Source organism: Faecalibacter sp., assembly GCF_057177045.1.
The window spans coordinates 1,574,030-1,588,115 of sequence record NZ_CM169987.1 but is presented as its reverse complement, the minus strand read 5'-3'; the positions used below and the strand labels follow the sequence as shown (position 1 = coordinate 1,588,115).

The following is a 14,086-nucleotide window of genomic DNA, read 5'->3' as shown; positions in this document are numbered from 1 at the left end:
TTTTGTTTCAAAAATTGTACATTTACGTTAACCAACAAATTTCTATGAATAAGCTAAAATTCTACTTTAATATATTAAAACAAACAATTGTCGAATTTGGGGATGATCGCATTATGAAAATGAGCGCGTCATTAACGTATTATACGATTTTCTCCTTGTCGCCCTTGATCTTAATTATTATTTCAAGCGCCAGTTTGTTTTATAAAAAAGATGCTATTGAGAATCGATTATTCTATGAATTGAAAAATGTGGTAGGTCCAGATGTCGCTTTATCAATTCAGAATTTTGTGGCTAATTCTACATTATCAGGGGATAGTTCGGTTGCTTTATATATAGGTATTGGAGTTCTACTGTTTGGTTCAACGACGATGTTTACTGATATGCAAGATTCACTCAATCTTATTTGGAGAGTAGAAGCAGTGCCTAAAAGAGCATGGTTAAAACAAATCATTAATCGCGTATTATCTTTTTCAGTGATTTTGGGCTTAGGATTAATTTTAATGACCACGGTTATTTTAAATAGTGTGCTGGTTGGATTTGGAGAAGAAATTTTTTCAACTTTACAATTGGACACAAAATTAACTTCTGCAACGGTAATTCTGATTAATAATGCGTTGAGTGTTTTATTGTCGATATTAATTTTTTATATCTTATTCAAAGTGTTACCCGATGCAAAGATTAAAACGCGACCTGCTTTAATTGGAGCTTTATTTACAGCTGTATTATTTTTTATCGCTAAATATTTAATCGGTATTTATATTTCAAATACACGTTACACAACGATTTTTGGTTCAGCAGGTTCGTTGGTGATTTTATTGTTGTGGATTTATTATGTTGCGACCATTATTTACTTGGGAGCTAAATTCACAAAAGTATATGCCGAACATATGGGATATCCTATTATCCCAACTAAAAATGCTAAACTGCGCCAAGTAACTTTTGTCCAGAATGAAAATCCAAATAAATTTTTGAATGATGAGGTATAGTGTGAATCTGTAATATTTATTCAAAAGTGAGTAAAAGGTCTGCTTCTAGAGTAGTCCTTTTATTTTTTTATGGGTATTGCATTAATATTGTAGTGAGGTAGTGATTTGGTGAATGAGATAATTTGTTAATTTTTTAATTTGAGAATGAGATAATTATTTTATTCTTATAATTTAATAGTTGTTCATCCTGAGTTGGTCTCAGGATCCCCTACGATCTATTATAGGATAAGAAGTTGAAACGAGTCCAACTTGACAAGTTTATCCTTATGTCTTAAACCTTACGTCTTATGCCTTAGATTGTTATGGGTTGTGGGTTCTGGGTTATTTTGTATAAAGTAAAATGTAAAATGTAAAAAGATTAGTGAATAACTAAAAGTGAAAAGTGAAAAATTAAAAGTGAAAAATTAAAAGTGAAAATTTACTTTTCTTCTAACCTATCCGTCACTTCGAGTAATTTTCGAAATGAAATGAATAAAATTTTATCGAGAAGTAAGACGATAAGTGGCAAGACGCATAAAATTTGTCAAAAATTCTAAGCTTCAATATTTCGATAATAAAATCATTAAATATAAAAGCTCGCAGTCTTTTTAATAGATACTCCCTAGATAAAGGCAGGATAAAGGCAGGATAAAGGCAGGATAAAGGCAGGATAAAGGCAGGATAAAGGCAGGATAAAGGCAGGATAAAGGCAGTATAAGGTATAGACAGTATATCAATTTGTATTTTACTAACCTTTATCCCATAGCTATTAACCCAAAACATAAAACACTTTAAAAAATATTTCACCGAGGTTCAGTGAGTTAGGGATAAAAGTGAAAATAATTCCCAAAACCATTTGGAAAAACGAAATATGTTGCCCTATATTTGCACTCTCAATACGAAAGAAGAGTAGTGTTGAAAACTTGAAATCGCGAAGAAGTAAACTTATTAATGAGAGATGAGATTATTCTTAATAAAGTCTTGAAAAAATAAAACTTCAAAAATTTTTAAAAAAAAAGATTTTGTAGTTTAAAAATAAGTATTACCTTTGCAACCGCAAACAACGAAAGAAGTTTGCATGATTTGAGAAGTTCATTTGAAATTACAATATAGACAGAAGAAATAAAAGCCGAATATAAATTAGGTCAATCCTTAAATAATAGAGCTAAAGGAAATTCGAAGTTGTAAAACATAAGCAGAAATGCTAAAAGAAATTATTTACAATGGAGAGTTTGATCCTGGCTCAGGATGAACGCTAGCGGGAGGCTTAACACATGCAAGCCGAGGGGTAGAGATAGCTTGCTATCTTGAGACCGGCGCACGGGTGCGTAACGCGTATGCAACTTGCCCTACTGAAAGGGATAGCCCAGAGAAATTTGGATTAATACCTTATAATAAATTTCATTGCATGATGAGATTTTGAAAGATTTATCGCAGTAGGATAGGCATGCGTCAGATTAGCTAGTTGGTAAGGTAACGGCTTACCAAGGCGATGATCTGTAGGGGGCCTGAGAGGGTGAACCCCCACACTGGTACTGAGACACGGACCAGACTCCTACGGGAGGCAGCAGTGAGGAATATTGGACAATGGGTGAAAGCCTGATCCAGCCATCCCGCGTGAAGGATGACGGCCTTATGGGTTGTAAACTTCTTTTATATGGGGATAAACCTACTCACGTGTGAGTAGCTGAAGGTACCATATGAATAAGCACCGGCTAACTCCGTGCCAGCAGCCGCGGTAATACGGAGGGTGCAAGCGTTATCCGGATTTATTGGGTTTAAAGGGTCCGTAGGCGGACCAATAAGTCAGTGGTGAAAGCCCATCGCTTAACGATGGAACTGCCATTGATACTGTTGGTCTTGAGTGAGGTTGCAGTGGCTGGAATGTGTAGTGTAGCGGTGAAATGCTTAGATATTACGCAGAACACCAATTGCGAAGGCAGGTCACTAAGCCTCAACTGACGCTGATGGACGAAAGCGTGGGGAGCGAACAGGATTAGATACCCTGGTAGTCCACGCCGTAAACGATGGATACTTGCTGTTGGGCGCAAGTTCAGTGGCTAAGCGAAAGTTATAAGTATCCCACCTGGGGAGTACGTTCGCAAGAATGAAACTCAAAGGAATTGACGGGGGCCCGCACAAGCGGTGGAGCATGTGGTTTAATTCGATGATACGCGAGGAACCTTACCAAGGCTTAAATGCATAATGACGTATTTGGAAACAGATATTTCTTCGGACAGAATGCAAGGTGCTGCATGGCTGTCGTCAGCTCGTGCCGTGAGGTGTTAGGTTAAGTCCTGCAACGAGCGCAACCCCTATCATTAGTTGCCAGCGTTTAAAGACGGGGACTCTAATGAGACTGCCAACGCAAGTTGAGAGGAAGGTGGGGACGACGTCAAGTCATCACGGCCCTTACGTCTTGGGCTACACACGTGCTACAATGGTAAGTACAGAGGGCAGCTACCTGGTGACAGGATGCGAATCTCGAAAACTTATCTCAGTTCGGATTGGAGTCTGCAACTCGACTCTATGAAGCTGGAATCGCTAGTAATCGCATATCAGCCATGATGCGGTGAATACGTTCCCGGGCCTTGTACACACCGCCCGTCAAGCCATGGAAGCTGGGGGTACCTGAAGTCGGTGACCGTAACAGGAGCTGCCTAGGGTAAAACTGGTAACTAGGGCTAAGTCGTAACAAGGTAGCCGTACCGGAAGGTGCGGCTGGAACATCTCATTTTTAGAGAACGACGAATTTTCTTCTATTTATAGAAGATTGACCTTTGTTCGGTTTTATTTTACTGTCATATACTAGTAATTAGTAAAAAGTAAATAGTAATTAGAAAATCTAAGTACTCATTACTAACTACTGAAAACTAGAAATATAGACCACTCTTTAAGAGTATTAAAGAGTCTCATAGCTCAGCTGGTTAGAGCGCTACACTGATAATGTAGAGGTCGGCAGTTCGAGTCTGCCTGAGACTACAACGTTTAACGTTGTACGTAATACGTAAAAAGAGGGGGATTAGCTCAGCTGGCTAGAGCGCTTGCCTTGCACGCAAGAGGTCATCGGTTCGACTCCGATATTCTCCACGAAGTCCTAACGGACAAGAAGAGTTCATTGACATTATTAGAAAAAGATAACAAGAAATTGTTAACGACATACAATCAAACAGAGATTAAGAAATTAATCAAAGCAATATAGAATTAAATAATTAAACGATTTAATTCGGCAAATTGAAGGTATACAATTAAACAAAAACGAGTAAGATTAACATAACCGCTCATTATTATGACGGTTAAATTATGAAAAAAGTTACTAAGGGCGTACGGCGGATGCCTAGGCTTTGAGAGGCGATGAAGGACGTGATAAGCTGCGATAAGCTACGGGGAGCGGCACATACGCATTAATCCGTAGATTTCCGAATGGGACAACCCGGCATGTTGAAGACATGTCACTGCGCAAGCAGAGCGAACGTTGGGAACTGAAACATCTAAGTACCAATAGGAAAAGAAATCAATTGAGATTCCGTAAGTAGTGGCGAGCGAACGCGGATTAGCCCTAAAGACTTTATAATGCTAGCAGAATAACCTGGAAAGGTTAACCGAAGAGGGTGATAGTCCTGTAAGCGAAAGTGTTATAAGGTTGATAACGAGTAAGGCGGAACACGAGAAATTCTGTCCGAATATGGGAGGACCATCTTCCAAGGCTAAATACTCCTCAAAGACCGATAGTGAACTAGTACTGTGAAGGAAAGGTGAAAAGCATATCGAATAGATAGTTGAAATAGAACCTGAAACCGTACGCCTACAAGCGGTCGGAGCACGTAAGTGTGACGGCGTGCCTTTTGCATAATGAGCCTACGAGTTAATGTCACTGGCAAGGTTAAGTACTTCAGGTACGGAGCCGAAGCGAAAGCGAGTCTGAATAGGGCGATGCAGTCAGTGGTATTAGACGCGAAACCTTGTGATCTACCCATGGGCAGGTTGAAGCTTTGGTAACACAAAGTGGAGGACCGAACCGGTTGACGTTGAAAAGTCTTCGGATGACCTGTGGGTAGGGGTGAAAGGCCAATCAAACTGGGAAATAGCTCGTACTCCCCGAAATGCATTTAGGTGCAGCGTTTAGTGAAGTATATTAGAGGTAGAGCTACTGATTGGATGCGGGGGCTTCACCGCCTACCAATTCCTGACAAACTCCGAATGCTAATATATGTTTCTAGGCAGTGAGGGCATGGGTGCTAAGGTCCATGTCCGAGAGGGAAAGAACCCAGACCATCAGCTAAGGTCCCCAAATATATGCTAAGTTGAAAAAACGCGGTTGGATTGCATTGACAGCTAGGATGTTAGCTTGGAAGCAGCTATTCATTTAACGAGTGCGTAACAGCTCACTAGTCGAGCGATCCGGCATGGATAATAATCGGGCATAAGCATATTACCGAAGCTATGGATTCATACTATGTATGACTGGTAGGGGAGCATTCTAACGGCGCAGAAGTCACCTGGTAATGGGTGGTGGAGCTTTTAGAAAAGAAAATGTAGGCATGAGTAACGATAAAATAAGTGAGAAACTTATTCGCCGTAAGACTAAGGTTTCCTAAGCTATGCTAATCAGCTTAGGGTTAGTCGGGTCCTAACACGAACCCAAACGGGGTAGTGGATGGCAAACGGGTTAATATTCCCGTACCTGCACTCAATAAAAGTGACGAATGATTGTAGGAGGTGCGTGCTGACGGAATAGCACGTTGAACCTGCGTAAAGCAGGGATAGTACACAAATCCTTCGGGTGGCGTGATAATCCTCTGAAAATTGTTCCAAGAAATAGCGAGATGTGCAGCCCGTACCGTAAACCGACACAGGTGGTCGAGGAGAGTATCCTAAGGCGCTCGAGTGAGTCATGGTTAAGGAATTAGGCAAAATAGACCTGTAACTTCGGGAGAAAGGTCGCTGGCGTAAGTCAGCCGCAGTAAAAAGGCCCAGGCGACTGTTTATCAAAAACACAGGACTCTGCAAAATCGAAAGATGACGTATAGGGTCTGACACCTGCCCGGTGCTGGAAGGTTAAGGAAGGGGGTTAGCTTCGGCAAAGCTCTTAACTGAAGCCCCAGTAAACGGCGGCCGTAACTATAACGGTCCTAAGGTAGCGAAATTCCTTGTCGGGTAAGTTCCGACCTGCACGAATGGTGTAACGATCTGGGCACTGTCTCAACCATGAGCTCGGTGAAATTGTAGTATCGGTGAAGATGCCGGTTAATCGCAACGGGACGAAAAGACCCTGTGAACCTTTACTATAGCTTTGTATTGACTTCGGGTAAATAATGTGTAGGATAGGTGGGAGACTATGAAGCAGGTTCGCTAGGATTTGTGGAGTCATTGTTGAAATACCACCCTTTATTTACTTGGAGCCTAACTCCCTTTTGGGAGGACAGTGCATGGTGGGTAGTTTGACTGGGGTGGTCGCCTCCAAAAGAGTAACGGAGGCTTTCAAAGGTACCCTCAGCACGCTTGGTAACCGTGCGTAGAGTGTAATGGCATAAGGGTGCTTGACTGTGAGGCCAACAAGCCGAGCAGGTGCGAAAGCAGGACATAGTGATCCGGTGGTTCCGTATGGAAGGGCCATCGCTCAAAGGATAAAAGGTACTCCGGGGATAACAGGCTAGTCTCCCCCAAGAGCTCACATCGACGGGGAGGTTCGGCACCTCGATGTCGGCTCGTCACATCCTGGGGCTGGAGAAGGTCCCAAGGGTTGGGCTGTTCGCCCATTAAAGTGGCACGCGAGCTGGGTTCAGAACGTCGTGAGACAGTTCGGTCTCTATCTGTTGTGATCGTTAGAAGTTTGAGCGGACTTGACTCTAGTACGAGAGGACCGTGTTGAACAAACCTCTGGTGTATCAGTTGTGCCGCCAGGTGCACCGCTGAGTAGCTACGTTTGGATGAGATAAGCACTGAAAGCATATAAGTGCGAAACTCGCCGCAAGATTAGACTTCTTTAAAGGGTCGTGGCAGACTACCACGTTGATAGGCTATAGATGTAAAGGCAGTGATGTCAAAGTCGAGTAGTACTAATTACCCATAAACTTTTTCAAATATTAATTTAACCGTCATAGAGAAGGTTAGTTAATCTTATTTGAATTGTATACTGGATTGTATAAGCAAGAGTATTTGTATTCAATTATCTAATAATGTCAAAAATAGATTAGGAACAAAACCTAATTAAAAATAACTAAGAAATTAGGGTGGTTATAGCGAAAGGGCTCACCTCTTCCCATTCCGAACAGAGAAGTTAAGCCTTTCAGCGCCGATGGTACTGCTATTGCGGGAGAGTAGGTCGCCGCCAGTCTTTATTTAAATCCTCAATCATTTATTTGGTTGGGGATTTTTTATCCCATATCAGGATTGTAAACCTGAACAAAAAATACACTTAAAAATATTAGGGTGATTATAGCGAAAGGGCTCACCTCTTCCCATTCCGAACAGAGAAGTTAAGCCTTTCAGCGCCGATGGTACTGCTATTGCGGGAGAGTAGGTAGTCGCCAGTCTTTGTCGAGAAGTCTTTAGATTCGTTTCTAAAGACTTTTTTATTTCCAAAAGTTTCTCGTTAATTTAGTAGTACTAATAGAATTAACAAATGAGTCACGGAAAATTACGAGAAGATTCTTCTTGTCAAAACTGTGGAAATCACGTAGAACATCGTTATTGTTCCTATTGTGGACAAGAGAATACAGAAACCCGTCAACCTTTTCATTTTTTATTTACCCATTTTATCGAAGACTTTGTCCATTACGATGGAAGTTTTTGGAAAACTGTAAGAACATTATTTTTTGAACCTGGAAAGGTAACTAAAGAATATCTTTCTGGTAAAAGGAATCGTTGGGTAAATCCTGTTAAACTATATATTTTTGTCAGTTTTATAGCCTTTTTTGTAATGGCTATTTTTCCAACTAAAAAAATTGACCAAAATAAAATATATGCAGATGTCAAAAACAATGTTGAAATTACCAATCAACAGCTGGATAGTTTACGTCTAATCAAAGAACTTTCAGAAGATGAATACCAATTAGCAAAAAAACAAATGGCAAATAAAATAACGTTGTTAAGCCATGATGAAATAAACACAAAAGAGTTACGTCGAAAAGTTGAACAGCAAGCACCCATATTAAAACCATTGACCGAAAAATACATCCAGTTACAAGAAAGTAAATTAACAGCAAATGATAAGGAACGTCTGTTTGGCAGTATCCAAAAAACTGTGTAAACATAAAATAGGGTGGGTTATTATAACTCACCTTTATTTTTTTTTTAATTACATTTATAAAACACAGTTTGTTATGAAGAAATCTGTCGGCAAAATGATCAAAGATCAAGGTTTATTAGAAGGCGTTAAAACGCAAGAAGACCTTAGTAAATTACTAAAAGAACTCCATTCAGAATTATTAGAAGCCATGCTCCATGGCGAGCTTGAAGCACATTTAGGCTATTCAAAAAATGAAAAAAGTGATAATTCTAATTCACGAAATGGGACTACTTCCAAACGTATAAAAAGCGAATACGGAGAATCTACAATAGAAGTTCCACGTGATCGAGAGGGTAGTTTTGAGCCTATAATTGTTCCAAAGCATCAATCCAAATCAGTTTCAGTCGAAAATATGGTGATATCGCTATACGCTAAAGGTCTGAGTGTATCGGATATCGAATCGGAACTTTACGAATTATATGGTTATAAACTCTCTACTTCTGCGATATCTATCATCACCGATAAAGTGAATCAGCAAGTATTAGATTGGCAAAACCGTCCATTAGAATCGGTTTATTGCATTGTTTGGATGGATGGTATCGTTTTTAAAGTTCGACAAGCCGGAAAAGTGATAAATAAGACTATTTATTTAGCCGTTGGTCTAAACCGTGAAGGATACAAAGAAATCCTTGGAATGTGGCTTGGAGAGAACGAGTCTGCTGCTTTTTGGCAAGGTGTAATGACAGATTTAAAAGTTCGTGGTGTGGAAGATATTTTGGTTTCTGTAACCGATAATTTGCATGGTTTTACACAAGCAATTAGCAATATTTTCCCTCAAACAAACACGCAAATTTGCGTAGTTCATCAGATCAGAAATTCAGCTCGATATGTGGTGTGGAAAGATAAAAAAGAGTTTACTTCGGATATGAAATTAATTTATAATGCGACAAGCAGAGAAATGGCGGCGCATGAATTAGATCGTTTTGCAGAAAAATGGAATCAAAAATATCCTTATGCAATACAATCTTGGAGAAAGAATTGGGACGAATTAACCGTATTTTTTGACTTTCCGGTAGAAATTAGAAAAATTATATATACCACTAATTTAATTGAAAATCTAAATGGAAAAGTCCGTAAATACACTAAAAATAAGATGGTTTTCCCAACGGATGATGCGCTTAAAAAATCGGTATATTTATCCTTAATGCAGATATCCAAAAAATGGACAAAACCAATTCAAAACTGGGGATTAATTTTAAATCAATTTTTAGCTATATTTGAAAAAAGGGTTCAACTATAAAATAGTCAAACCCATCTGAAATATGTTTACACAAAATTTTGGACAGTGTCGTCTGTTTAAAAATAAAATACTAACTGCCATTCCAAAAGGTTTATTCATCTATATGCCATTATTTGCTTTTGTATTATGGATTTTTTACAACAAGAAGAAATGGTGGTACTTTGATCATGGAATATATACTTTACATTATTTTTCCATACTCTTATTATCCATAACTTTTATTACGATATTATCTAGAACTTCCGATTGGATTGATATAGGAATCATCAGTTTCTTTATTGGATGCCTTAATTTTATCCTATCAATTTATTTAATCTATATTTTTTACAAAGGTGCCAATGTCCTTTATACAGGTAATAAATACATTAATTTCGTTAAATTATCAATGGCATTATTTATCAATACTATCATATTTACTATATTGTTGATTTTTTTATTAATTTATGCTTTTTTAAATATGTAAATTACTAAGCCACTCATTTGTGTGGCTTTTTGTATATTAGAATATAGCTAATCATTTATGAAATATATATTCTTTTTACTCGTGATATTTTCTAGTTCTGCATTTGGATGTAGTTGTGCATTTTCTTCTATAAAAACATCATATGAAAATTCTGATGCCATATTCATAGGAAAAGTAATAGCGGTTGATTCATCTAAATATGATTTTTCTTCCAATCCTGTTTATGCTTATACTTTTGAAATTGAAAAGGATTTTAAAAGAAAATGGGAAGATAGTTCAAGAAAGAAATTTACAACTATTTATTCACCTCTTAGGAATATGTTTGGAGGTTGTGGAAGTTCGTTTCAACTAGATAAAAATTATGTTGTATATGGAAAAAGAGAAGAATATGGCACATATACTGATATTTGTTCTAGAACTTTAAAACTAGATTTAGTTGAAAAACAAGAGTTAGATTCTTTGAATATTTTAGAAAATAATTTCTTCAAAGAAAAGAAAGATTTAATCGATGTTGATTATTATGGAGAATATTTAGATTCTAATAATGAATTATTAATTAAGTTCGAGGATAAAATTAAAAGTCAAAAATTGCAGATCGATAATGAAAAACAAAAAAGTAAGAATTATTTGTTTGGATTTTTAACTTCGACAATATTTCTAATAACCAGTATCTTTTTCTTTTATTTAAAAAGAAGATAAATTATGTTCATTTTTTTCTTGATAAAAAAACGAACCAAAAAATCAAGATTTTAAATCTATATTTTAGGCACAATCGTTAAGCTGAATTTAGTTCAGCTTCTCATTCTACTACTCATCTCTTTATGTGAAACAAATAAAAAAGCCTCGCAATTGCGAGGCTTTTTTAACTTCTAATATATAGATTCTAATTTCTATTTATTTCGATATTCGTTCCAAGTTTTGATTTTTAAATCATCCATTGTTAACGTTGTAAATGCGTTGATGAAAGCCGAAGCTAAACGTGCATTCGTAACTAAAGGAATGTTGAAATCTACTGCTGTACGACGAATTTGGTAATCGTTATCTAATTCCGCTTTTGTTAAATTTTTCGGAATGTTAATTACCATATCAATTTTCTTATCGTGTAAGTAAGACATAACGTTAGGTTCTTTTTTATCCGATGGCCAGTACACTAACGTCGAATATACATCATTATCCATAAAGAATTTGTGTGTTCCTTCTGTTGCGTAGATTTTGTATCCTTTCTCGATTAATTGTTTCGCAGGAGCTAATAAAGCCACTTTAGATTCAATTGGTCCTCCAGAAATTAAAACAGTTTTCTCAGGAATTTCGTATCCTACCGATAACATTGATTTTAATAAAGCTTCTTCCGCTGTATCTCCAATACATCCAACTTCACCTGTAGATGACATATCTACTGATAAAACAGGGTCAGCACCAGCTAAACGAGTAAATGAGAACTGAGAGGCTTTAACCCCAACGTAATCTAAATCGTAAACAACTTCTGATTTACCTTTTTCTACTTCAATTCCTAATAAAACTTTTGTCGCTTTTTCGATTAAGTTATTTCCTGCTACTTTCGATACGAATGGGAACGAACGAGAAGCACGAATATTTGTTTCGATTACACGAACAGTATTGTTTTTCGATAAGAACTGAATGTTCATTGGTCCAGAGATTTCGAAACGTTTAGCAATTTTCGCTGCCACTTTACGCATTTGGCGAATTGTTTCGATATACACTTTTTGAGGTGGATAGTACATTGTCGCATCACCCGAGTGAACTCCGGCGAACTCCACGTGCTCAGAAATTGCATAATCTACAATTTCTCCGTTTTGACAAACAGCATCTAATTCGATTTCTTTTGCTCCTTGTACGAATTCAGAAACTACCACAGGATAATCCGGAGAAACTTCTTTCGCTAATTTTAAGAACGCATCTAATTCATCCGTATTTGATACAACATTCATTGCCGCACCTGATAATACGTAAGAAGGACGAATTAAAACTGGGAAACCAACTTCATCTACAAAGTGATGAACAGCTTCTAACGAAGATAACTCTTTCCAACGTGGTTGATCGATTCCTAATTCATCTAAGATTGCAGAGAATTTGTGACGATTTTCAGCATCATCAATACGTAAAGGAGATGTTCCTAAAATATTGATTTTTTCATCGTACAATTTCATCGCTAAGTTATTTGGAATTTGACCACCTGTCGAAACGATTGTTCCTGCTGGTTGTTCAAAATCCATAATATCCATTACACGTTCGAACGATAATTCTTCGAAGTATAAACGATCTGACTCATCATAATCTGTAGAAACCGTTTCTGGATTATAGTTGATGATGATTGTTTTGTAACCGTTTTTAGCCGCTGTATGTGCTGCATTTACAGAACACCAGTCGAACTCAACTGACGAACCGATACGGTAAACACCAGAACCTAAGATACAAACTGATTTTTCAGTTTCAGGTTGTAAATCATTTTCAGTTCCGTGGTAGGTTACATATAAGTAATTTGTTTGCGCTGGGAATTCAGCTGCTAACGTATCAATTTGTTTAACAACAGGAACAATTCCAAAGTTCTTACGTAATTCACGAACCGTTAATTCGTTACGGTGAACATTTTGGTTACCTTTTACTAAAACAGCGATTTGTTGATCAGAGAAACCAGCTAATTTTGCTTTTTTCACTAAGTCAGCATCCACTTGTTCAAATCTTTCTAAGGCTTCAAATTCTTTCGAAATGTTGAAAATTCTTTCTAAACGTTGTAAGAACCATAAATCGATTTTCGTTAAATCGTGGATTTTCTCAATTGAATATCCCGCTTTGAACGCTTCAGTAATCGCGTATAAACGCTCATCATTTGGTTCAGCTAACCACGTATCTAATGATTCTCCTTCTGGAATAGTGAATGAGTTGGCAACAAAACCTCTGTGTCCGATGTCTAACATACGAACCCCTTTCTGAATTGCTTCTTCGAAAGAACGTCCGATGGCCATTACCTCACCAACTGATTTCATGGCAGAACCGATGTTACGACGAACGCCGTAGAATTTGTTTAAGTCCCAACGAGGTAATTTAACTACACAGTAATCTAACGCTGGCTCGAACATCGCAGATGTGGTTTGCGTTACACTGTTTTTTAATTCGTATAAAGAGTATCCTAATGCTAATTTAGCCGCTACGAAAGCTAAAGGGTAACCCGTAGCTTTAGATGCTAAGGCAGAAGAACGCGATAAACGAGCGTTCACCTCAATTACACGGTATTCTTCAGAAACTGTATCAAATGCGTATTGAATGTTACATTCTCCAACTACACCAAGGTGGCGGATTGTACGAATAGCAACTTCACGTAATTTGTGGTATTCTGAGTTTGATAACGTTTGAGATGGAGCGATTACGATAGACTCACCCGTGTGAACACCGATTGGATCGAAGTTTTCCATATTACAAACGGTAATACAGTTATCGTACGCATCACGTACCACTTCGTACTCAATTTCTTTCCATCCTTTTAATGATTCTTCCACTAAAACTTGAGAAGAATAGTTGAATGCTTTTTCAACTAATTCTAATAATTCCTCTTCGTTGTTCGCGAAACCAGAACCTAAACCTCCTAAAGCGTAAGCTGCACGGATGATTAATGGGAAACCGATACGTTTTCCAGCTTCCATTGCTGCTTCCACTGTTTCAACCGCTTCTGAACGCGCTGTTAAAACACCAATTTGGTCTAATTTTTCGATGAAAATATCACGGTCTTCAGTTGCTTCAATGACAGGAATTTGTGTTCCTAAAACTTCAACACCGTATTTTTCAAAGATGTTTTCTTTATTTAATTCAACCGCACAGTTTAAAGCTGTTTGTCCTCCAAAGGCAACTAAAACACCGTCTGGTTTTTCTTTTTTAATTACTTCTTCTACAAAGTAAGGGGTAACAGGTAAGAAGTAAACTTCGTCTGCAATACCTTCAGAAGTTTGAACAGTTGCAATATTTGGATTGATTAAAACTGTTTTAATTCCTTCTTCTTTTAAGGCTTTTAACGCTTGAGAACCAGAGTAGTCAAACTCACCCGCTTGACCAATTTTTAATGCTCCTGATCCTAATACTAATACTTTTTTAATATCTTTTTTTAACATCGTGAT

The 14,086-nt window shown here is 37.7% G+C and carries 6 protein-coding genes, 2 tRNA genes and 4 rRNA genes; 11 read left to right on the top strand and 1 reads right to left on the bottom strand.

From position 1 onward, the window contains the following. Positions 1 to 44 precede the first annotated feature (44 nt). The 11 genes from AC1QSP_RS07315 (at position 45) to AC1QSP_RS07265 (ending at position 10,658) form a co-directional block, all read left to right on the top strand. Positions 45 to 986 carry a YihY/virulence factor BrkB family protein gene (locus AC1QSP_RS07315; RefSeq protein ID WP_484078164.1) on the top strand — a complete coding sequence of 314 codons (942 nt, stop codon included), beginning with the start codon at positions 45 to 47 and terminating at the stop codon, positions 984 to 986. 1,199 nt (positions 987 to 2,185) lie between these two features. Next, positions 2,186 to 3,702 (top strand): 16S ribosomal RNA (locus AC1QSP_RS07310). Between the two features lie 171 nt (positions 3,703 to 3,873). Further along, a tRNA-Ile gene (locus AC1QSP_RS07305) sits at positions 3,874 to 3,947 on the top strand. A 34-nt stretch (positions 3,948 to 3,981) separates the two neighbouring features. Next, a tRNA-Ala gene (locus AC1QSP_RS07300) sits at positions 3,982 to 4,055 on the top strand. A gap of 216 nt (positions 4,056 to 4,271) precedes the next feature. After that, a 23S ribosomal RNA gene (locus AC1QSP_RS07295) occupies positions 4,272 to 7,048 on the top strand. Between the two features lie 146 nt (positions 7,049 to 7,194). Further along, a 5S ribosomal RNA gene (gene rrf / locus AC1QSP_RS07290) occupies positions 7,195 to 7,302 on the top strand. 91 nt (positions 7,303 to 7,393) lie between these two features. Continuing rightward, a 5S ribosomal RNA gene (gene rrf, locus AC1QSP_RS07285) occupies positions 7,394 to 7,501 on the top strand. The 16S, 23S and 5S rRNA genes sit together here with 2 tRNA genes alongside, the layout of an rRNA operon. Positions 7,502 to 7,590: 89 nt before the next feature. Then, entirely contained in the window at positions 7,591 to 8,217 is a 627-nt protein-coding gene (locus tag AC1QSP_RS07280) for a DUF3667 domain-containing protein (protein WP_484078163.1), read from the top strand. A gap of 73 nt (positions 8,218 to 8,290) precedes the next feature. Further along, positions 8,291 to 9,496, top strand: coding sequence for an IS256 family transposase (locus AC1QSP_RS07275; RefSeq protein WP_225539945.1), 1,206 nt, complete (start codon positions 8,291 to 8,293; stop codon positions 9,494 to 9,496). A 22-nt stretch (positions 9,497 to 9,518) separates the two neighbouring features. Next, positions 9,519 to 9,959 (top strand): hypothetical protein, encoded by a 441-nt coding sequence (locus tag AC1QSP_RS07270; protein ID WP_484078162.1) that lies wholly within the window; start codon positions 9,519 to 9,521, stop codon positions 9,957 to 9,959. 57 nt (positions 9,960 to 10,016) lie between these two features. Next, a complete protein-coding gene (locus tag AC1QSP_RS07265; RefSeq protein WP_484078161.1) occupies positions 10,017 to 10,658 on the top strand; it encodes a hypothetical protein in 642 nt (213 codons plus the stop codon). A gap of 191 nt (positions 10,659 to 10,849) precedes the next feature. Here the strand turns inward: AC1QSP_RS07265 and carB are convergent, their stop codons facing one another. Next, positions 10,850 to 14,080 carry a carbamoyl-phosphate synthase (glutamine-hydrolyzing) large subunit gene (gene carB, locus AC1QSP_RS07260; protein ID WP_484078160.1) on the bottom strand — a complete coding sequence of 1,077 codons (3,231 nt, stop codon included), beginning with the start codon at positions 14,078 to 14,080 and terminating at the stop codon, positions 10,850 to 10,852. Between the last annotated feature and the right edge of the window lie 6 nt (positions 14,081 to 14,086).